At 37.2% G+C, this 21163-nt stretch carries 21 protein-coding genes; 13 read left to right on the forward strand and 8 right to left on the reverse strand.

Annotation, left to right across the window (positions count from 1 at the left end):
• The first annotated feature begins 25 nt into the window (after positions 1-25).
• From eno to N784_RS10460, 3 genes are all read left to right on the forward strand, one after another.
• A complete protein-coding gene (gene eno, locus N784_RS10450) occupies positions 26-1312 on the forward strand; it encodes a phosphopyruvate hydratase (protein WP_036834719.1) in 1287 nt (428 codons plus the stop codon).
• Between the two features lie 227 nt (positions 1313-1539).
• Positions 1540-2079, forward strand: a complete 540-nt coding sequence (locus N784_RS10455; RefSeq protein WP_036834720.1) for a PH domain-containing protein — start codon at positions 1540-1542, stop codon at positions 2077-2079.
• The gene (locus N784_RS10460) at positions 2057-3484 is read left to right on the forward strand and encodes a PH domain-containing protein (RefSeq protein WP_036834721.1); all 1428 of its coding nucleotides are present in this window, start codon (positions 2057-2059) and stop codon (positions 3482-3484) included. Before N784_RS10455 ends, N784_RS10460 begins: the two co-directional genes overlap by 23 nt.
• Here the strand turns inward: N784_RS10460 and N784_RS10465 are convergent.
• Complete coding sequence (locus N784_RS10465; protein ID WP_036834722.1) at positions 3477-4418, reverse strand: Rossmann-fold NAD(P)-binding domain-containing protein; 942 nt, start codon at positions 4416-4418, stop codon at positions 3477-3479. The two genes, N784_RS10460 and N784_RS10465, sit on opposite strands and share 8 nt — an antisense overlap.
• A 183-nt stretch (positions 4419-4601) precedes the next feature.
• On the opposite strand from N784_RS10465, the gene N784_RS10470 reads away from it, so the two are divergent.
• The 4 genes from N784_RS10470 to N784_RS10485 all read left to right on the forward strand — a co-directional run bounded on the left by N784_RS10470 (position 4602) and on the right by N784_RS10485 (position 9001).
• Positions 4602-5222: a YdcF family protein gene (locus N784_RS10470; RefSeq protein WP_052127261.1), complete on the forward strand. Its 621-nt coding sequence runs from the start codon at positions 4602-4604 to the stop codon at positions 5220-5222.
• Between the two features lie 369 nt (positions 5223-5591).
• Positions 5592-7523, forward strand: a complete 1932-nt coding sequence (locus N784_RS10475; RefSeq protein ID WP_036834723.1) for an endonuclease MutS2 — start codon at positions 5592-5594, stop codon at positions 7521-7523.
• Between the two features lie 153 nt (positions 7524-7676).
• Complete coding sequence (locus N784_RS10480) at positions 7677-8447, forward strand: (S)-benzoin forming benzil reductase (RefSeq protein WP_036834724.1); 771 nt, start codon at positions 7677-7679, stop codon at positions 8445-8447.
• Complete coding sequence (locus N784_RS10485) at positions 8444-9001, forward strand: thioredoxin family protein (protein WP_036834725.1); 558 nt, start codon at positions 8444-8446, stop codon at positions 8999-9001. The genes N784_RS10480 and N784_RS10485 overlap by 4 nt, the downstream gene beginning before the upstream one ends.
• 50 nt (positions 9002-9051) lie before the next feature.
• On the opposite strand, the gene N784_RS10490 is transcribed toward N784_RS10485, so the two are convergent.
• Complete coding sequence (locus N784_RS10490; protein ID WP_052127262.1) at positions 9052-10746, reverse strand: methyl-accepting chemotaxis protein; 1695 nt, start codon at positions 10744-10746, stop codon at positions 9052-9054.
• 403 nt (positions 10747-11149) lie between these two features.
• Between N784_RS10490 and N784_RS10495 the strand changes: the two genes are divergently transcribed.
• The 6 genes from N784_RS10495 to N784_RS10520 all read left to right on the forward strand — a co-directional run bounded on the left by N784_RS10495 (position 11150) and on the right by N784_RS10520 (position 16855).
• Entirely contained in the window at positions 11150-11755 is a 606-nt protein-coding gene (locus tag N784_RS10495; protein ID WP_052127263.1) for a glycerol-3-phosphate responsive antiterminator, read from the forward strand.
• Positions 11752-12870, forward strand: coding sequence for an ABC transporter ATP-binding protein (locus N784_RS10500; protein ID WP_036834726.1), 1119 nt, complete (start codon positions 11752-11754; stop codon positions 12868-12870). Before N784_RS10495 ends, N784_RS10500 begins: the two co-directional genes overlap by 4 nt.
• A gap of 40 nt (positions 12871-12910) precedes the next feature.
• The gene (locus N784_RS10505; RefSeq protein WP_036834743.1) at positions 12911-13813 is read left to right on the forward strand and encodes a carbohydrate ABC transporter permease; all 903 of its coding nucleotides are present in this window, start codon (positions 12911-12913) and stop codon (positions 13811-13813) included.
• Positions 13813-14625, forward strand: a complete 813-nt coding sequence (locus N784_RS10510; RefSeq protein WP_036834744.1) for a carbohydrate ABC transporter permease — start codon at positions 13813-13815, stop codon at positions 14623-14625. The genes N784_RS10505 and N784_RS10510 overlap by 1 nt, the downstream gene beginning before the upstream one ends.
• A 35-nt stretch (positions 14626-14660) precedes the next feature.
• Positions 14661-16046: an ABC transporter substrate-binding protein gene (locus N784_RS10515; RefSeq protein ID WP_036834745.1), complete on the forward strand. Its 1386-nt coding sequence runs from the start codon at positions 14661-14663 to the stop codon at positions 16044-16046.
• Positions 16047-16132: 86 nt separating this feature from the next.
• Positions 16133-16855 (forward strand): glycerophosphodiester phosphodiesterase, encoded by a 723-nt coding sequence (locus N784_RS10520; RefSeq protein ID WP_036834727.1) that lies wholly within the window; start codon positions 16133-16135, stop codon positions 16853-16855.
• 30 nt (positions 16856-16885) lie between these two features.
• Here N784_RS10520 and N784_RS10525 read toward each other — a convergent pair whose 3' ends face one another.
• The 6 genes from N784_RS10525 to N784_RS10550 all read right to left on the reverse strand — a co-directional run.
• Positions 16886-17278 carry a YbaN family protein gene (locus N784_RS10525; RefSeq protein ID WP_036834728.1) on the reverse strand — a complete coding sequence of 131 codons (393 nt, stop codon included), beginning with the start codon at positions 17276-17278 and terminating at the stop codon, positions 16886-16888.
• A gap of 18 nt (positions 17279-17296) precedes the next feature.
• On the reverse strand, positions 17297-18085 hold the full coding sequence (srtB, locus tag N784_RS10530; RefSeq protein WP_036834729.1) for a class B sortase: 789 nt from the start codon (positions 18083-18085) through the stop codon (positions 17297-17299).
• Between the two features lie 14 nt (positions 18086-18099).
• Positions 18100-18891 carry an ABC transporter ATP-binding protein gene (locus tag N784_RS10535; RefSeq protein ID WP_036834730.1) on the reverse strand — a complete coding sequence of 264 codons (792 nt, stop codon included), beginning with the start codon at positions 18889-18891 and terminating at the stop codon, positions 18100-18102.
• Positions 18881-19849 carry a FecCD family ABC transporter permease gene (locus N784_RS10540; RefSeq protein WP_408633518.1) on the reverse strand — a complete coding sequence of 323 codons (969 nt, stop codon included), beginning with the start codon at positions 19847-19849 and terminating at the stop codon, positions 18881-18883. Before N784_RS10540 ends, N784_RS10535 begins: the two co-directional genes overlap by 11 nt.
• Before the next feature lie 12 nt (positions 19850-19861).
• On the reverse strand, positions 19862-20770 hold the full coding sequence (gene isdE, locus N784_RS10545) for a heme ABC transporter substrate-binding protein IsdE (protein WP_036834733.1): 909 nt from the start codon (positions 20768-20770) through the stop codon (positions 19862-19864).
• A 70-nt stretch (positions 20771-20840) separates the two neighbouring features.
• A partial coding sequence (locus tag N784_RS10550) for a sortase B protein-sorting domain-containing protein (protein ID WP_036834735.1) occupies positions 20841-21163 on the reverse strand: 323 nt, incomplete at its 5' end.

Below are 21163 nucleotides of genomic sequence, written 5' to 3' on the forward strand. Positions count from 1 at the left end.
TAAAGATGAAAAGGAGTTTTTTTACATGCCTTATATTACGGACGTTTATGCTCGTGAAGTATTAGATTCTCGTGGTAACCCAACAGTAGAAGTGGAAGTATATACAGAGTCAGGTGCATACGGTTCTGCTATCGTACCGAGTGGAGCTTCTACTGGTGAATATGAAGCAGTTGAATTACGCGACGGTGACAAAACTCGTTACCTAGGTAAAGGTGTTCAAAATGCAGTCGATAACGTAAATGAGAAAATCGCTCCAGAACTACTTGGTTTCGATGTTACTCGTCAAGTTATTATCGACCAAGCGATGATCGAATTAGACGGAACAGATAACAAAGGTAACCTTGGTGCAAACGCAATTCTAGGTGTATCAATGGCTGTTGCTCATGCAGCTGCGGATCTTCTAGACATTCCACTATATCAATACCTTGGTGGATTCAATGCGAAGAAGCTTCCAGTACCAATGATGAACATCCTAAATGGTGGAGAGCACGCAGACAACAACGTAGATATTCAAGAATTTATGGTTATGCCTGTTGGTGCAGCTTCTTTCCACGAAGCATTACGTACAGGTGCAGAAATTTTTCACTCGCTTAAGAAAGTACTTAAGAGTAAAGGATATAACACTGGTGTAGGTGATGAAGGTGGATTTGCGCCAAACTTACAATCAAATGAAGAAGCTCTATCAACCATCATGGAAGCAATTGAAGCTGCAGGTTACAAGCCTGGCGAAGAAATTAAGCTTGCAATGGACGTAGCTGCTTCTGAAATTTACGAAGATGGAAAATACAATCTTAAAGGCGAAGGCGTTGTTCGTACTTCAGAAGAAATGGTGAACTGGTACGAAGAGCTTGCTAACAAATATCCAATCATCTCTATTGAAGATGGACTTGATGAAAACGATTGGGACGGCTTCAAACTTCTAACAGATCGTATCGGCGACCGCGTACAGCTTGTTGGAGACGACCTATTCGTTACAAACACAGAACGCCTTGGACGCGGAATTGAGCAAGGTGTAGGGAACTCTATCCTTATCAAAGTAAACCAAATTGGTACACTTACTGAAACATTTGAAGCAATAGAAATGGCAAAAGAAGCAGGCTACACAGCTGTTATTTCTCATCGCTCTGGTGAAACAGAAGACGCAACTATTGCAGATATCGCTGTTGCAACAAACGCAGGTCAAATTAAAACAGGTGCACCATCCCGTACAGACCGTGTTGCGAAATATAACCAATTACTACGCATCGAGGATGTACTTGCTGGAACAGGCGTATACCCAGGCCAGAAAGCATTTTACAACCTTAGCAAATAATAAATAGGCATACCCCGAATATGCAGCAGCCTCTCTGACATTGATTAGAGAGGCTTTTTTCTTGTTTTATGGGAATAACTTCTCAACTGGATGCTGAGATTCGTGGGGGGGACGCAAAATAATCGGTATGAACATAGGCCATCGTATGAATTTATATGTATTATAATTTTTTGAAACGGTTCATGTGCAGCATACGTATAATAAGTAAGAAGGGTAGGTAGATAGTATTGAGTACTTTTTTAGAACCAAGTAAACGGATATCTCCGAAGGCAGTGAATCTTTGGAGGACAAGTGCCATTATTACATTTGTTAGTAGTATATGTGTAGCGGTAATTTTACTAGTTGTGAATCATTTTCTGCAATTACATAAGTTCATTGATTATGCGTTGTATGGCTTTCTTGTATTAGACGTGTTATATGTTGTATATGCATATGGGATGAAGCCGGTGTACTTGCTGAAGTCATGGCGTTATGAGGTTGATGAGGATTTTGTTCGTTTGAAATATGGGCTATGGATACAAAACAGTGTGATTATTCCTATGACGAAGGTGCAATCCGTTCAGAAAACGCAAGGAGTGTTGATGAGAAAGTATGGTTTAGCGGAAGTATCAGTTGTCACGACGGCGTCTTCTCATGAAATTCCTTGTTTAGAGGAAGAGGTTGCGACAGTTTTACGAGATCAAATTGCTATATTGGCCAAAGTGGAAGATGTAGAGGAGATCAAGGAAGTGAAGGAGGAGTTAGATGGACACGCTATCGACTCCTAAACGTCAGCATCCGTGGTGGATTTTACTAAAGTTTATCCGGTCATTGAGGCAATTCATTGTTCCTTTTGTAATTATATTGCTCCTTGATGGTGACAAAATGATTTTTTGGGAATTTCTTATTATTGGTGTGATTATTTTATTACTCATCATTCCCATTCTTTTTGAGTGGAAGCACTATACGTATACGTTTAAAGGAAATGAAATACATATTCAAGATGGGAAATTTGTGAGAAATTATCGCTACATACCCCTGAGTAAAATTCAAAGCGTACAAACTTCGGAAAACTTATTGCACAAGCTGGTTGGGATGACCTCATTAACGTTAGATACGGCGACAGCGGATGAATCGGAAATAAAGCTTGAAATGATTCGAAAGCAAGAAGCGAAGCGTATTCGCGAGAGAATAGCTCTTCATGAAGAAGAAACAGTAACAGAAGCTGCAACTAAAGAGCACTTTCGGATGGAAACGAAGGACATTTTATTAGATGCTTGTACCTCATTTAGTTTGTTTGCTTTAATTCCTATTTTGTTTGGACTATATTCGGAACTCGATGACGTATTACCAATAGAATCGTATGCGGAGAGTATGTTTTCGTATATTGAGCAATCGTTTTTGTTAATGGTTCTAGTGAGTATTCTACTTATTGGGCTTAGCATTGCGACAGGTATTGTTATGACGTACTTTCGTTTAGGTAATTTCTCGTTACGCTCTAATGACGAGAAGCTCTTTATAAGAAAGGGTATTTTGAATGAAACGGAGTTCTCGATTGCAAAGAACCGTGTTTTCGCCATTCAAATGCAGCAATCGATTATACGTAGATGGCTCGGTTTTGTTACCGTGAAGCTCGTTTGTTTTGGGGATATGGGCGATGTAGAAAAGCAATCTACTGTCATATTACCATTCGTCAAAAAAGATAGAGCTGTGCACATTATTACAGAAGTATTGCCAGGCTTTCAAGTAATAACAGATGTGGAATCATTACCTCGTAAAGCGTTGTGGGTAAGGTTGTTACGCCCAAGTTACGTTTGGATGATGGCTACAGGTGTCATTGTGTATTTTTGGCGAGAGTTTTGGTGGGTATCTTTGCTTTTATTCATAGGTATTATGCTGTTAAGGGTTGCTGATTTCTTCTTTAGCAAATATGCTATCAATGATCATTATGTGCAAATGCAATCTGGCGTTATTCAGTCAGAATTGTTTTTGACAAGGCATGAGAAAGTGGAACAAGTAGAAGTGTCTGTTTCTAAGTTGCAAAAGAAGTTCGGCTTGGCTACACTTCAAATTGCTACACGTGGAGCACCTGTTCAATATTCAGATATAAAAGATGTGCATGATGAGGTTGCCGTACATTATTATCAACAATATGCTCACATAAATAAAAAGAGAAAAAAAGCTGTCAGTTAAAAACGTGCTGACAGCTTTTCCTATAAATATGGGTAGCAAATTGCTTCATTACGAACAGGTGGATAGGGGCTTGTGTCCGTTTATATAAAGGCCAAGGCAAGGCTGGATGAAAATCATGTATGGCGATAATTATACAATTTCGTCCGTTCTGGAGCGTGCGAAATTCGAACCGTCCTTCCTTGCTAGCTTTTGAATTGTTTAACAAACCTCCAATAATTCGATAAGTGATACGTGTTTTCGTGCTTTGACACTGGCTTATTTGTAACGTTAATAACGGGATTGTAAAGGCGCGAAACTGAATCGTCGTTTCATAAGACGGAATCTGTCGAACACGAATAAGAGGTCGAATAGACTGATCGAGCCATGCCATATATTCTCTGGCTATTTCATGAGCTTTCATATGACAATTAGAGAAGGATAGTCGTTGCACAGAGCGTACATCGTTTGTCTTTGATTTTGTTGATGGAGGCGTAGAATAATTTTTGCTTATGATATGTACAGGAGTGCGATATGCTGTCATCGTTTCTCGCAATTCCTTATTGGTTGAAGGTGGCTGTATGAAAATAAGTTTTTTCACTTGCTGGCGCTCTGCAGCTCGAGCAATATTATCTGCAACAATTAATTGTAAATCATCGTCGTTTGCTTGGGTACATGCTGCATCTACTTGCATAGAGCCGTGGATGTAAATTGCGAAATCAACGTTGAACAATGCTTTCTCTATATCTTGATCATTATATACATCACATGCACGCTTCGTAACAGGAATGCGAAATGGAACATTGGCATGAGGCGGTGTGATGGCAATAATAGAATATTGGTGAGCCATTCTCTTTAACATGACCAGGCCGATGTTCATATGGACACCAAATATGGCGACAACTGGTTGTTTTGTGGCGGCTTGCACTCCGTCTGAATATGCATCATTCGTTAACATTCCATACATCTCCCCTTGATTAAGTCCTCGAAATGGTACTAGTTGGAATCGGTTTCATCGTAGTTCAGTCTTTCTATGTATATAAATGTATTATAAACGATAGGAAATGACTAGGGAAATAAATCGAAGTATTGTGAAATCCATTGGCTGATGGTAAAGTGAATAGTGGAGAAGGTGAACATTATGAAGAAAATTGTACGTTTACTATGTTTAACTGTTGTCATCATCGTTCTCTACTCGGGCTATTCCATGTGGACGTTTACTGGTGATGCGAATTTACACCATACAGATGCTGCTATCGTGCTCGGAGCAGCTGCTTACTATAATCAACCCTCTCCTGTGTTTAAGGAACGTATTAAACACGGATTGAAACTATACGAAGAAGGATATGTTGATAAGCTTATTTTTACCGGTGGAAAAGGAGAAGGAGCACCGTATGCAGAAGCAGAAGTTGCCAAGATGTATGCGATGGATCAAGGTGTACCAGAAGAAGACATATTCATTGAAACTTCTTCGAAAATTACCGAAGAAAATTTAAAGAATGCTAAGCGAATAGGACAAGAGAATGGATTGGACACCTTTACGATTGTAAGTGATCCATTTCATACGAAACGTTCTGTCGCAATGGCTAAGCATATGGAAATCAATGCAGTGGCTTCTCCAACGCAAACATCTGCGTATAAAAGCTTAGAAACGAAGTTGCCTTTTTTCTTCAGGGAGTGGGCCGTTTATTTAGGGTATGAAGCAAATGCTCTGTTTATGGAGATGAAGACCTCTGTGACAAGTGTTACAAAATTAGTTTGATGAAGTTGACAAAGTTCTTCAAAACAAGTAGTTTATAATTAAGAATAAAAAATATAGGTGTATCATTCAACGAAAAAAAAGGAGTATGTTTTATGAAGGTTGTTGTTCTTAACTAACTCGTAACTATATACGAATCTCAAAGAAGTGGATTAATGTGCTAAATGGCACGCTTAGTTTGCTATTCACTTTTTTTGAGTAGTTAAGAACAATACATCATAGCAAAGCATTACTTCCGTTTTCGAGAGGCTATGGCATATTTGTCATAGTCTTTATTTTCTTTCGTCGGATGATGCGTCGTTGTAGCTGTAATGACGATTGTTCATTGCGGCTTTTTTTTATTCTTAATATGTAAAACAGGAGGAAACAGAGATGAATTCACATACGTTTCAAGCTTTACAATGTGATGATATACTGCAGCAAGTGGCTCAATATGCTAAGACGGAAGCAGGAAAGACTGCTATCCAAACGTTACAACCTTCTCGAAATAAAAAGCAAGTCGAACGTTGGTTAGAAGAAGTCAGTGAAGCTGTTCACATATTAAATATTCGTGCAAGTGTTCCGATTCATTCCTTATTTGATGTATCCAATATGATGCAACAAGCCAAGAAAGGGATGTATATACGAGTGGATCAGTTGCAAACTTTAGGGGCGTTTTTAGATCACTGTTCGAAGTTAAAGCGATTTATGAAAGATAAACTGCATGTAGCACCAACCATTGCGACATATGCTTTTTCAATAGAGGATGTAAGTGATTTAGAAGAGGAAATACGTCGATGTATACGGCACGGTCAAGTCGATCCAGAAGCAACGAAAGAGTTAGCGAAAGTAACGAAACAAATCCATACGCTCCAATCGAAAAGAAAGGATCGTATATACGAATTAGCAAAATCAAAAAAGTATGCCTACGCACTTCAAGAGGCGGTTGTAGCAGAAAAAAACGGAAGATACGTTTTGCCTATTAAAGCATCTTTTCGAAATAAAGTAAAAGGATCAGTGATGGACGCATCTGCATCAGGAGCTACAGTTTTTATAGAGCCTGAAGAGATTACTGAAATGCAAGAAGACTTAGCGATGCAACGTTTAATGGAGGAAAATGAAAGAGAGAAGATATTATTTTATTTAACAGATTTGGTCATGCAAAAAGAGCAAGTGATTCATGTAGCGATGGAAGTGATGCAACAATATGATGTTATTTTTGCGAAAGCCCATTATAGTAAGCTTCATGATGCCATACCTGCCATCATCAATGAACAATTTGACATCCATGTGATTGGTGGTCGTCATCCATTACTAGGGAATGATGCAGTGCCGTTAACGTTACATCTCTCTTCAGAAGATTTTGCACTTGTCATTACAGGACCGAATACAGGCGGGAAAACTGTCACGTTAAAAACAATCGGCCTGCTAACCTTTATGACACAAGTAGGATTACACATACCTGCTGAAGAAGGCACCAAACTACATTTATATCAGCAAATTTTTGTTGATATTGGCGATGGACAAAGTATTACAGAGAACTTATCCACCTTTAGTTCACGACTGAGGCACATTATTACTATTTTACAAGAAGCAAGTGATCAAAGCCTTGTTTTGTTAGATGAATTAGGGTCTGGTACCGATCCGGCAGAAGGAATGGGGTTAGCGACAGCGATATTAGACCAGCTTTATCAAAAGGGTTGCACCATTTTGGCAACCACCCATTATAGTGAGATGAAAGATTTTGCTGAACGCCGAGAGGGCATTCGAAATGGAGCGATGGAGTTTGACATAGAAACGCTTCGTCCTACGTATCGATTAGTACTTGATTCAACAGGTGAGAGCCAAGCCTTTCAGATAGCGTTAAAGCTTGGCATGCATCCGGAAATAATTGAGAAAGCACACCAATTCTCTTATCAAGAAACGAAATCATATGTAACGAATGAAAATGAACTGCAAAAGCCTACTTTAGCCAAACAAGTAGCAGCTAATGCTTATGCAAGAAATAAGGCAGCAAAGAAGCAACGCAAAGTAGAAGACAATATTCCTTATTATGCGATGGGAGATAACGTTCAAGTGGTAGCGACTAAGGAAACAGGTATTGTGTATAAAGGACCAGATGCAATGGGGAATTTGGTTGTTCAAGTGAAAGGAGAAAAGCGAATATTAAACCATAAACGAATTCAATTGCACATAAAGGCAAGCGAACTTTATCCAGAGGATTATGATTTCGATATTATTTTTAAATCGAAGGAATATCGCAAGTCGAAAAAACAAATTGACCGTAAGCATGTAGAAGGATTAACCGTAGAAGACGAAGATTAATCTGTAAAGCCACGTGTAACGTTCACACGTGGCTTTACAGTAATTCTATGTAATATGAAATCATCAATTATTACAGCGTAACATTTTTCCTTATAACTATAATTCGTTATACTGGAGATACGGTGGATATTAGGATGAGAAGGGGAGATAAAAATGAAATATGCTGTTGTAACAGGTGTATCACAAGGATTTGGTGCCGCTATCGCAGAACAAATGATGCAGGCTGGCATGCATGTGATAGGTGTTTCTCGAACAGATAATGAACGGTTAACGAATGAAGCAAAGAAAAATGATGTTACATATAGTCATCATGCTTGTGATCTTTCATCTGTGTCACAAGTAGAGGAGACGCTTGCTACCGTAACGAATGATTTGCAAAAGCAACAAGCAAGCTCGGTCATTGTGATTCAAAACGCTGGCGTCATTGAACCAATTGATCGCGTAGGGGCACTGGATACGGAGCAGCTGATACGCCATACGCATATTAATTATATTGCACCAATGATTATTACAAACGGTTTTTTTAAAGCGCTTACAACTATTCCTGTTACAGTAGTCTATATTACATCAGGTGCAGCAGAAAAAACGTATGAGGGCTGGAGCGTGTATGGTAGTACGAAAGCTGGCTTGAATCATTTTAATCGAATTACAGGTGTTGAACTGGAGGCTGAAAATAGTATTCACAAATCGATTGCATTTAGCCCTAGCGTGATGGATACGAACATGCAAGATATGATTCGCTCTTCTTCTAAAGATTCTTTTGCAGCGGTAGAAGATTTTAGGGAATTGAAGAGAAATGGTCAATTAAGAGATCCACGTATTGTAGCTCAAGGATTAACGAAGCTTGTGTGTAATCAAGCGTATGAAAACGGACGTGTGTACCATATTACCGAATTTCTAAATGAGCGAGGAGAAGTAGAATGAACTTAAATAAATGGTATGAAAAAGGGATTTCACCTAAAGAATACATTTATCAGATGCAGCAAAACAAAGAAGATCTTAACTATGTATATGAACATTTTGAGTTACCAAAGGATGAGAAGGATGAGAAGTCTTTCTCCATAAAGTCCGGGTTACGTGTCCTTGTGTTAACAGAAGATTGGTGTGGTGATGCAATGGTGAACATACCGATTCTATTAAGGATGGCAGAAGCAACAGATATAAATGTTCGTATGCTTTATCGTGATCAAAATGTAGAACTAATGGACCAATACTTAACGAATGGGACATCAAGGTCCATTCCTATTTTTATCTTTATCGATGAAGATGGGAATGAACTAGGGAAATGGGGACCACGAGCAAATGAAGTCCAACAAATAGTCGAGAATGCTTTTGCTTCACTACCTAGCGAGGATCATGCAGATTATGAAAAGAAGAAAAAGGAAATGATCCAATATGTGACAAAGTTATATAGAGAAGATGCAACCATTTGGTCCAAGGTATATGAAAGTATAAAAACGACTATACAATCGATATAAAGAAATGCTCATAACACTGCTGATGCATGTTATGAGCATTTTCGTTATCGTTATACGTTAAATTTTCGAATGGATGCCATTAATTCTTCTGATAAGTTACTTAAATTTGTAGAAGCAGCTGAGATTTCTTCCATGGTTGCATTTTGTTGTTGGGCTGAAGCGGCTACAGAGCGAGAGTGATCAGATGCTTGGGCAGCATATTGGGCTACTGTCTCCATTTGAGATTTCATGTTATGGCTAGAGCTATCAATTTGCTCCATAACAGCTGATAGATTCTCTACTTGGCTAGACACATTTTCAATTAAGTATTTGATGTCCCCGAATGCTTGGGAAGATTGCTGGACGAGCGTCATGCCATTCTCTATGCTTGTATTCACTTCCTGATTAGATTGGACTGCTGTTTGTACATCTTGTTGAATGGTTGCAATCATCGTGCTTATATCGGAAGTAGCTTCACTAGATTTCTCGGCTAGTTTCTTCACTTCTTCTGCAACTACGGCAAATCCTTTTCCGTGTTCTCCAGCTCTAGCTGCTTCAATGGCAGCGTTTAATGCTAATAAATTCGTTTGATCAGCAATATCAGTAATTTGTGATACGATGGAGTCTATTTCTGCTGAACGTTTTCCTAAAGTTTCAATCATCTGTGTATTTGACGTTGAAGATTGTTGAATACCTTCCATTCTATCCATCGTATTCTTTAAGATGGAAGCACCGTTTTCAGCTTGTTTCGTTGTTTGAAGCGACGCATTTGCTATTTCTTGTAGTGATGATGAAGCATTGGTAATACCTGATGTAACTTCTTGAATAATTTCACGACTTTGTATTGTATTTTCGGACTGGGATTCAGAACCTTCAGCTACTTCTACAATGGATTGTGTAATTTCATCAGTAGCTCTGCTTGTCTCTTCTGAACTAGCAGATAATTCTTCTGAAGTAGAAGCTATCGTTTCTGAATGATTTTGAAGTTCTTTAATCAACGTTTTCCATTCTGATAGCATTGCATTAAAATTATTCGTTAATTGACCAACTTCATCGTTCGAATGAATGTTTAGTTCCTCGATGTCTAGATTCCCTTGTGCCATTTCATTAACATTGTGGGAGAGCATGGATATAGGATTCCTTATCTTTGTAAGCATAAAACGAACAATCGCAATAATAATGAATAAAGAAATTACTATCATACTAATTGTTAGGACAAACAAAAATTTAAATAAGGTTCCACTATCTTTCTCAAGTTGATTTGCCTCTGTACGGTGCATCGAAACAAGTGCATCAACAGAGGTCTGCATTTCATCAAATATATTATTAGATTCGTGAGACAGATCAGTGGCAGCTTTCTTTTTGTCTTGTTGGCTGAGAGAAATGATTTCAGCATTTTCACTAATTAATGTTTTCCAGTTTTGCATTAAATGATCTAATTCCTCTTTCTCCTCGTTGTCTAATAAGGAAGCGTAACTGTCAAAAGCTTGCTCAGTATTCTTGATAATTTCTTCAATGGTGTTCTTATACTTGTTCATGTAATCTTGGTCAGTAGTCAGAATGTGTTTTTGTGTCGATGACAATAAGTTTTCCGACTGATAATTAAAGCTATGAATATAATCTAGTTTTGCTATGGTTTTCGTATTTACTTCTTCTATTTTTTCGTAGATTTCTAAAGTGCTATAAATGGAAAATCCACCCAAAATCAAGAAGAGTGCTAATATGATGGAAAAAATAGTCCATAGCTTTTTGTTTAACGTGTTCATGTATATGAATCCCTCCATTATTTACTGAAATAGTTTCTTAACTACTTCTTTATCCTTTATCGGTCATTAGAAAAGCTTTTTATAGAATAAAATGAGTATTTATGTATTGTAATATTTGTTAATTCATTTTTTGGGATATTAATAGGAAATGAATCTGTTAATAATGCATAAATATTCATTTGTTGTGTTTTAATTCATAAGTTAACATACATTTACATAATTTAAACATTTTCATAACTTGCTGTTAACAATAGGAGGTTATGATAATAATTGCAAAGTGAATAGATTATGTTGATGAGATTAATGAGACCATCTGGAACGAAACATTCATCCTATGTAAACGTGGGTGTAGTGGCGTACTGTTATGGTCTTTTTTGTTGTTCATACATAGGAGGTTAGTGTATTGAAGAAGCCATTTATTATTACGGAACATCTTCAGTCGGATCCATTAATTGCTTCCATTAAGAACCCTAAAGCTATGGATGAGTTCATTAAAACAAATATTAAGATTGCTTTTTTATTAGATGGAAATATTAGTATATTAGGAAGGTACGTAGAGCATTTAAGGAATTATAACAAGCTAGTATATGTCCATTTAGATAAAATTCAAGGGATAAGTCATGATGTAGAAGGTTTAAAGTTTGTTGCTCGTTTCATTAATCCAACCGGCATTATAACGACAAAGAGCAACATGATTGTAAAGGCGAAAAAGTTCAACTTATCGACGATTCAACGATTGTTTTTAGTAGATTCAGATGCTGTCAAATATGGGATGGATTCGATAGAGAAGACGAATCCTGATGCGGTAGAAGTGATGCCCGGAATTATACCTAGTATGGTGTCTAAGTTAAAGCAACAAACAGACATCCCAATTGTGACAGGTGGCTTAATATCTGAACCTAGTGAAATGAGAATAGCTCTTGAACATGGTGCTTCGGCTGTCTCTACAAGTAATCCGAAGCTATGGAAGAAGCAATACATTGAAATGATGGGAAGTGAAAAAAGATGAAAAAAGTAGAATTACGTAACGTTTGTAAATCGTATGATGGTCCACCACAAGTCGTTACAAACGTAAATGTCACCATTAATCCTGGGGAATTTTTTATATTAGTTGGCCCTTCTGGCTGTGGAAAGAGTACGATTTTAAGAATGATTGCAGGATTAGAGTCTATAACGGGCGGTCAATTACTTATTGGGGATCAGGTTGCAAACAGCTTAATGCCAAGTGAACGTAATTTATCCATGGTGTTTCAAAACTATGCGCTATATCCTCATCTTACCGTTAAAGATAATATCGTATTCGGATTACATGTGAAAAAAGTGCCAAAGGAAGAAAGAAAAAGACGTTGTGAAGAAGTAGCAGCTATGCTTGGGTTATCAGACTATTTAAATCGCAAACCTCGCCATTTATCGGGGGGGCAACGTCAACGTGTTGCGTTAGCACGTGCTATCGTGAATGAATCTCCTGTTTGTTTAATGGATGAACCATTATCTAATCTTGACGCTAAATTAAGGGCACATATGCGAGCAGAAATACGTCAAATTCAACGTAAATTAGGTATTACAATGATTTATGTAACTCATGATCAAATGGAAGCAATGACAATGGGAGATCGAATTATGGTGCTGAACAAAGGGGAGGTGCAGCAAGTTGGTCATCCATTAGATATTTATAATCATCCAGCAAATCCTTTTGTGGCTACGTTTATAGGCTCACCGCCCATGAATGTAGTTGATGCTACTGTCGCTCATAATCAAATTCATATAGAAGGTATAAAGCCAATAGACATAATGGATAGTCAATTGGCAAATAAAGAAATAATTCAAGTTGGAATTCGCCCAGAACACATTTCATTTGCATCTAAAGAAATAGAAGATAAAAGACGAAACATTGTAGAAGTTGTAAATGTGGAAGTGTTAGGGAATGAAACAGTCATTGCGTTTAAATTAGGAGCAGGAGAATGGATGGCTAAATGGAGCGGGCAATGGCGAGTGCAAATAGGAGATCGAATTCCATTGGAGATATCTTACGATGCTATTAGTGTCTTTGATAAAGAGAGCAATGAGTTGATTAAATCGCCTAAAGTTAGTGACCTACATGTATTTGAACATGAGGTGATATAGCATGAATGGTCAGCCTGTACCACAAAAAACAACAACACCGATGGCTAATGTTAATCCATCAGGCTTTTGGAAACGTTCTAAAAACTTTAGGGTAGCGATGTTATATTTATTTCCATCATTTTTGCTGTTTTCTGTTTTTGTTTTTTATCCGATGATGAAGACTGTCTATCTTAGCTTTTTCTTAACAGATTATGAAGGGTTTCCGTCCTTATTTGTTGGATTGGAAAACTATGCTTATATTTTCCAATCGGAAAGCTTTCGAAAAAGTATAATTGCGACTTTCATATTTGTGCTCATTACCGTGCCGTTCGGTGTACTTCTAGCATTGTTTTTGGCACTTTTAGCCAACGAAAAGTTAAAAGGTATTGGTTTTTTCCGGACGATTTTTGCTTCTAATATGGGAATGTCAGTAGCTGCATCTTCTGTTATTTGGTTGTTTTTATTTCATCCAAGTATAGGGGCATTCAATCAGTTTTTGGCGACATTCCATTTACCACAAGTAGAATGGTTGTTAGATCCGAGTTGGGCAATTATTTCTGTATCCATTACAACTATATGGATGAACACAGGTTTTGCTTTCCTTATTATTCTTGGCGGATTGCAAAATATAGACGAATATTTATATGAGAATGCCAACATAGAAGGAGCGGGGTATTGGTATCAATTAAAGCGAATTACGTTACCAATGCTCTCACCTACCATGTTCTTTATTATAACGGTATCATTAATCAACGCATTTCAAACGTTTGGTCAAGTGGATATTCTTACGCAAGGTGGTCCAGCAGAATCTACGAATTTAATAGTGTATTCCATTTATCGGGAAGCCTTTATTAATTATCAATTTGGACCAGCTAGTGCTCAGTCTGTTGTACTCTTTCTCTGTATATTAGTCGTCACGATTTTACAATTTAAGTTCGGGGAAAAGAAGGTGCATTACCAATGATGACAAGAGGAAAAAAGTGGACGTTTTATATTTTATTAATGATTTCAGCAGTGGTAATGTTCTTCCCGACATTTTACGCGTTCATGGTAAGCTTTATGTCCAGTGAAGAAGTGATGGCTGGGAAGTTATTTCCGAGTGAATTAACGTTACGTAATTACCAAGACGCATTTGATAAATTACCCCTTCTGCATTATTTAATGAATAGTTTTATCGTCTCCATCTCGGTTACGATTGGTCAATTAATTGTAAGTAGTTTAGCAGCATACGCATTTGTATTTATCCAATTTAAAGGACGAAATGCTCTGTTCTTCTTATTTATATCAACGATGATGATACCATGGGAAGCGACAATGATTCCGAACTTTATGACGATTCAACAGTTTGGTTGGATTAATCGTTACTTCGGTTTAACGATTCCATTCTTTGCAATGGCATTTGGAACCTTTTTATTGCGACAGCATTTCAAGACTATTCCGAAAGAACTTCAAGAAGCTTCGCAAATTGCAGGGCTTAGTCGCTTTCAGTTTTTCTATAAAGTCGTTTTACCAGTATCAAAAACGAGTTTAGTCACATTAGGTGCTTACGGGTTCTTAACAACATGGAATATGTACTTATGGCCATTGCTTGTTACAAATAATGAATCGGTACGCACAGTTCAAATCGGCTTGAAGCAATTACAAGCAGAAGAAATTGCAACGGATTGGGGGGTGGTTATGGCAGGAGTAATTGTTGTTGTTATTCCGACATTAGTATTGTTATTTGCAGGTCAAAAACAATTGCAAAAAGGTTTGACGCAAGGTGCTATTAAATAATATTTTCTAAAAAACAGGGGTGGATTGAAATGAAATTGAGACAAACGCTATCCATGTGGTTATTAGCTATGTTCATTCTCGTATTAGGTGCATGTAGTAATGGAGATGCAAAGCAAGAGGAAGGTGATGCGGCATCGAAGGAAGAAACTACAGAACAAACAGAGGAAACGAAAGAAGACGGTGAAGTAACAGAAGTTGTTTTCTGGCATGCCATGGGTGGGGATACTCAAGTAACGCTTGAAGAAATCGTAGAAGAATTCAATAAAGAAAACCCAGGTATTGAGGTGAATCCACAATATCAAGGAACCTATGATGAATCCATTACGAAGTTTCGGAGTGTTGGAGGTTCAAAGGATGCCCCGACAATCGTGCAAACGTATGAAATTGGAACGAAATATATGATTGATAGTGGTTTCGTTGAGCCTGTACAAACGTTTATTGACGAAGATAACTATGATATTTCTCAATTAGAGGAAAATATTATTAACTACTACACAGTAGATGATACAATGTACTCGATGCCATTTAATTCATCAACACCTGTATTAATTTATAATAAAGACGCATTTGCTGAAGTTGGTTTAGAGGCAGATAAACCACCACGCACGTTTAATGAAATAAAAGAAGCAGCAGAGAAGTTAACGAAAAAAGATGGTGAAAATGTAGAACGCGCAGGTTTTTCGATGCTTAACAATGGATGGTTCTTTGAGCAACTTGTTTACACGCAAGGTGGGTATTATGTAGATCAAGAAAATGGTCGCTCTGGGGAACCGACGAAAGCAACATTTAATGGTGAAGAAGGGCAACGTGTGTTTAACTGGTTAAATGAAATGAATGAAGCTGGAACTTACGGAAACTTTGGATCTAATTGGGATGATATTCGTGCAGCGTTCCAAGCAGAAAAAACAGCTATGTATTTAGATTCTTCGGCTGGTGTTCGAGGTATTGTAGACAATGCTCCATTTGAAGTTGGTGTTGCATATATTCCACATCCAGATGAAGTGGATCCTCAAGGTGTAGCAATTGGCGGTGCTTCTCTATGGATGTCCAGTGGCATCGAAAAAGCGGAACAAGAAGCAGCCTGGGAATTCATGAAATATTTACAAACTCCAGAAGTACAAGCTAAATGGCACGTTGAAACGGGATATTTCGCAATCAATCCAACGGCGTATGATGAGCAGATTGTGCAAAAAGAATATGAAAAGTATCCACAACTGAAAGTAACTGTAAACCAATTACAAGATACAACATCAACGAAGGCAACACAAGGAGCGCTTATTTCTGTTTTTCCTGAGTCTAGAAAACAAGTTGTAACAGCACTTGAGAAGTTATACGAAGGAGAAGATCCTCAAGCAGCTTTAGATGAAGCAGCAAAACAAACAGACCGTGCTATTGAAGTTGCGGAACGTTCGAACAAATAATAACGATGTCACCATCCTATCGACATGATGGGGTGGTATTTTTTTATGGAAACATCAAGATAAGTATAAGTAGAGGGTGTAAAATTATGAAGCAAACATATGTGTATGCACATCGGGGAAGTAGTGGTACCCATCCAGAAAATACGTTGGCAGCATTCAGAGCAGCCATTCAATGTGGGGCGGATGGTATTGAATTAGATGTACAAATGACTAAAGATGGGGAAGTAGTGGTTATCCATGATGAGCAAGTAGACAGAACGACGAATGGAGAGGGATGGATCTGTGACATGACGTATGCTCAGTTAGCAACTCTTGATGCAGGTAGTTGGTTTGATCCTGCCTTTTCCAATGAACAGATTCCTACATTGAATAATGTGTTAACGATATGTAAGGATACAAATGTAATGATCAATATTGAATTGAAAAATGATCGTATTCGTTATGAGGGGATGGAAAAATTAGTCGTACAAAAGGTGAGAGATTATCATATGGAAAAGCAAGTCGTTTTATCGTCTTTTTTTCATGAAAGTTTAACCGTTGTACATCGACTTGCGCCAGAGTTAGAAACGGCTATTTTATATGAACGACCACTTAGAGAACCGTGGAAGCAGGCTATTGAATGTCATGCAACTGCCATACATGCCCCTAAACAATTTGTAAGTTCTGGTTACATTATTCAAGCTAAAAAATATAGACAAGCTATAAGAGTGTTTACCGTCAATATAGAAAAGGAAATGAAGGAGTTGTGTGAAATGAAAGTGGATGCCATAATTACTGATTTTCCAGAACAAGCCATTCAAATTTTGTAAGGAAAGAAATAAATGATAAAAAGAAGCAGGTTATATACCAACCTTCTTCTTTTTATCTAACTTTCTAGTAGGAACGAATAAAAAAAATACTAATGTTTGTAAGATTAACATGGCGACCAATCCCAATTGGATATACATGTTTTCGATGAAATAAATGGATATGCCGACAGATAGATATAGAAAGATGATAATGTTAATTTTACTCCTCATCGGTACAGATCGAGTTCTTTGGAATTCTTGGACATATTTCTTGTAAATATTCGTTGACACTAACCAAGTATGAAATTTATCGGAACTCTTAGAAAAACAAAAAAGGGACAATAAAACAAACGGTGTGGTTGGCAGTAATGGAACATAGACACCTGCAAAGCCTGCACTTAAGGAACCGAATCCAATTGTTAATAGAATATACTTTTTTAACATGTATTGCACCCTCCATACTTATGGTTGTTCAACGAATTTACCAATAACAACAAACCTCCCTTTATCATAATGAAATTGTGAGTCGCATGTTGAAAGAGTAACGAGTTTATCTTCGGCGGAGATATTGGTATCTGTTTCATATAAAGATTTTTCTTTGATGCCTTGAACAAATTGTAAATATTCTTCATCAGAATGAAAATCGGTTTGAATATAATACTCATCTGTAGTTGTTTCATATGCACTTACAATTTCAATGTTATATTTTCCATAAACCGTATCATATTGTATAGTGTTGTGACTACGAAAAAAATCTTCATTCATGTATTTGTCTAACGATCCGAACATGGATCCATCTTTCATATTGTGTCCGTATATAACGGTATTACGATCATGTGTTAGCACATTGTTACGGTAGTCCATGAAGATACTTCCTGCAATGGTATTATCTCTCTCATAGTTGCGATATAAGTAATAATCATTGTTTTCAGCTTGTAAAATAGGGTAATCGATGCTTGTGTCATCAATAGAAATCCAGCCAATAATATCTTTATTGATTTGATGAAGACTGTTAAATTGCTCTCTAATTTGAACGACCGTTCCTTTGTTGGATTTTGTAATTGTTTCTGTTGGTTGCTCATGATATATTTGTTGCGCTTGTGCTAATGTATTGCGATTTTGCCAGTATTGATAAAGAGTGTCACCAATTTGAAAGGCAGCATATAGAAACACCCCTAGACAAATGAAGTTAATGAAATGTCCAAAGGAGAGTCTTCTCTTGTCTTTATTTGTGTGTTGTTCTTTTTGCATACTTCTAATCTCTCCTAAACAGATTTAACCTCTGTATTCACGCTAACTGGAATGACATAAAGCCCTGTTTCGCTGTTTTCAAATACCTTCACATCAATTCCGTAAATCTTCTTTATTAGTTGTTCTGTTATGATTTCTGATGGACTACCTTCAGCGAATATTTCACCATCTTTCATAATAATTAGGTAGTCACTGAATTGGATGGCCTGATTTATATCATGAAGTACCATTGCAATAGTTAAGCCCTCATCTTCGTTTAATTTTTGAACTAATTGCAATACTTCATATTGATGAAACAGATCTAAATACGTTGTAGGTTCATCTAAGAAAAGAATAGATGTACGTTGGGCAATCGCCATTGCAATCCATACTCTCTGTTGTTCTCCTCCAGAAAGGCTAGATACTTTATCGTTTTTTTTATTTAATAACTTTGTCCACTCTAAAGCTTTATAGACTTCTTCCTCCTCCTCTTTACTTGGTTTAGCGAACATAGTTTTATATGGTAGTCTACCAAAACGTACAAGTTGTTCAACTGATAGTTCATTAGGTACTTCATTCCGTTGATACACTACTGCGACCTTTTTGGCAAACGCTTTTAATTTGTATTGTGAGATGTTTTTTCCATTAAGTAGGACATTTCCATCTGTAGGAGATAATTGCTTGTTCATCATGTTTAATAAAGTTGATTTGCCACAACCATTTGGCCCTATTATGGATGTGACTTTTCCTTTTTCAATAGTACAGTTAATGTTTTTTAGTGTTTTCTTCTTTGCTTGATAGGAAAAGGACACTTTGTTAATTTCCATATATTCGATCACTCTTTCTAAGCATTAGTATGAAGAATGGACCACCAATAATGGACATAATGACGGCAGCGGATATTTCTGTTGGAGCAAACAGAGAACGCCCTATGGTATCGGCAGTCAAAATAAGTAATGCTCCTGCTAGCATCGAGAAAGGAATAAGAGTTTTATGATCAGAACCTACAAAGATTCTAGCAGTGTGCGGTACTAATAATCCGACGAAAGCAATACTTCCGACGACTGCGGTTGATATACTCGCTAAGTAGACGGCGACTATTGAAATAAACACTCGTGCGAAAGATACGTTAAAGCCAATATTTTTAGCTGTTTTGTCTTGCAAAAGCAAAATATTGCAAGATTGAGCTAAGAATAGTGAAATGAATAGCCCAATAATGCTATACGTTAGTAAAGTTTCCACATCATTCCACGTTTTCATAGCGAAACCAATATCCATCTCGGTCATAGCAGCCGGTGTTCCTTTTAATGCTTGCACTAACCCTGTAAACATGGCATTTACCGCAATACCTACCAAAATAATCCGAACAGGACTCACCTCATTCTTCCATGAAAGCGAGAATACGAGAAAACATGCGAACAGTCCACCAATAAAAGCGAAAAGAGTGGAAAAGAAAAATAATTGTGGAAACAAAATAATAGATAGTAGTTTTATAAAGCTTGCTCCAGAAGTAATACCAATAACACCAGCGTCAGCGAGTGGGTTTCGCATTACTGCTTGGAGAAGAACACCCGAAACGGCTAACGATGCTCCTGCACATAAAGCTAAAATAACTCTTGGAAACCGTAAGTCTTTAATGATTTCGACTTTTTCGCTTTCGCCTATAAATAATCCATTTAATAGCTCACCAAAGCTAATCGTGATACTTCCGCTCGTTACTGATAAATAAATGGCTATAATCAACAGAACAATTACTACGATAAAACTCATTATATTCTTCATTATATGTAACGCCCTTTATTCGTTTAAATTAGGATAGAGCATGTTAACTAATTCATCTAATGCTTCATCTGCGCGAATCCCTGCTGTAATACCAAAAATTTTTTCCTCTAAGTCATATACACGATCATTTTGCACCGCTTTAAAGTGTTTCCAAATGTCATTCTCTTTAAATTCTTTATTAAACATTTCTTTTACCTGTTCAGGAAAGCCATGAGGTGCTCGTAGAATAACATCAGGCTTTACTCGGTGTAGATACTCGGTATTAGAAGCTAAATATTCTCGCTCATCGCCTTGTATTACATTTGTACCACCAGCTAATTTAACAAGATCTCCTATATAGGAATGTTCCGTAGCAACTAAATAACTGCCTGGAACCCCCATGAGAATAAGAACTTTAGGTGATTTCTCATCCTTAATTAACGTCTGTATTTCTGCTTTTTTCTTATCATATCTAGCAAATAGTTTCGTAGCTTGTTGTTCACGATTAAACGTTTCTCCTAATTGTAGAATGGAGTCTTGCATGCCTTCAATACTTGAAAAGTCAAGGTAAGTACCTTCAATTTCTGACCCTTCTAATACAGGTTCTACCATGTCTTCGATCGTTGTTACACTTAAAAGGTGTGTTGGATCTAATGAGCGAACTATTTCCATATCAGGTTTTTTGGGATTGCCAATTTCTTCAACATTGTCATAACGCTCTGGTAATGTTTTATAGCTTGTTGGTTTTCCGACAATATTTATTTCCAATGCATCTAATACTTCCGTAATGGCTACTGTAGTAGAGACGATTCTATAATTATCTTCCTGAGTCTGTTCTTGTGTTTGTTTGCTTTCCTTTGTTTGCTTTCCTTCGGTCGTACAACCAACAAGGAGTATAGTAGTAGTCATGCAAGTTAGAAACCATATAAGTAATTGCTTCATCATAACTCTCACCTCTTTCATGAAGCATAGTCTTGGCACTAATGATGTACCAAGACTATGAAGCTATTTCTAGTTATTGTGCAGATGTAGTAAAGTGTTTTCTGCCAATAATGAGTAAGGAACCCATCATTAAAACAATGTACCATCCGATGTTAGAAGTATCGGCCGTTTTCACATTATCTACTGTGTTGTTAGGGGTGGATGAATGGTCTTTCTTATCATCAGAAGCTCCTTTTTGCTGATCTGCATCTCTATTAAAGTTCAGTGCGTTGTCATTTGAGTTGTTTTTATCAGTAGTTATAGGTGTACCATCAGTATTGGTGTCACTGTTATTATTATTTGAAGCCACTTGCTCAAACACAAATCGTGTTTCATACGTATTAAAGTAGTTCATGG

The organism is Pontibacillus litoralis JSM 072002 (assembly GCF_000775615.1).
GTDB classification, from domain to species: Bacteria; Bacillota; Bacilli; order Bacillales; family BH030062; genus Pontibacillus; species Pontibacillus litoralis.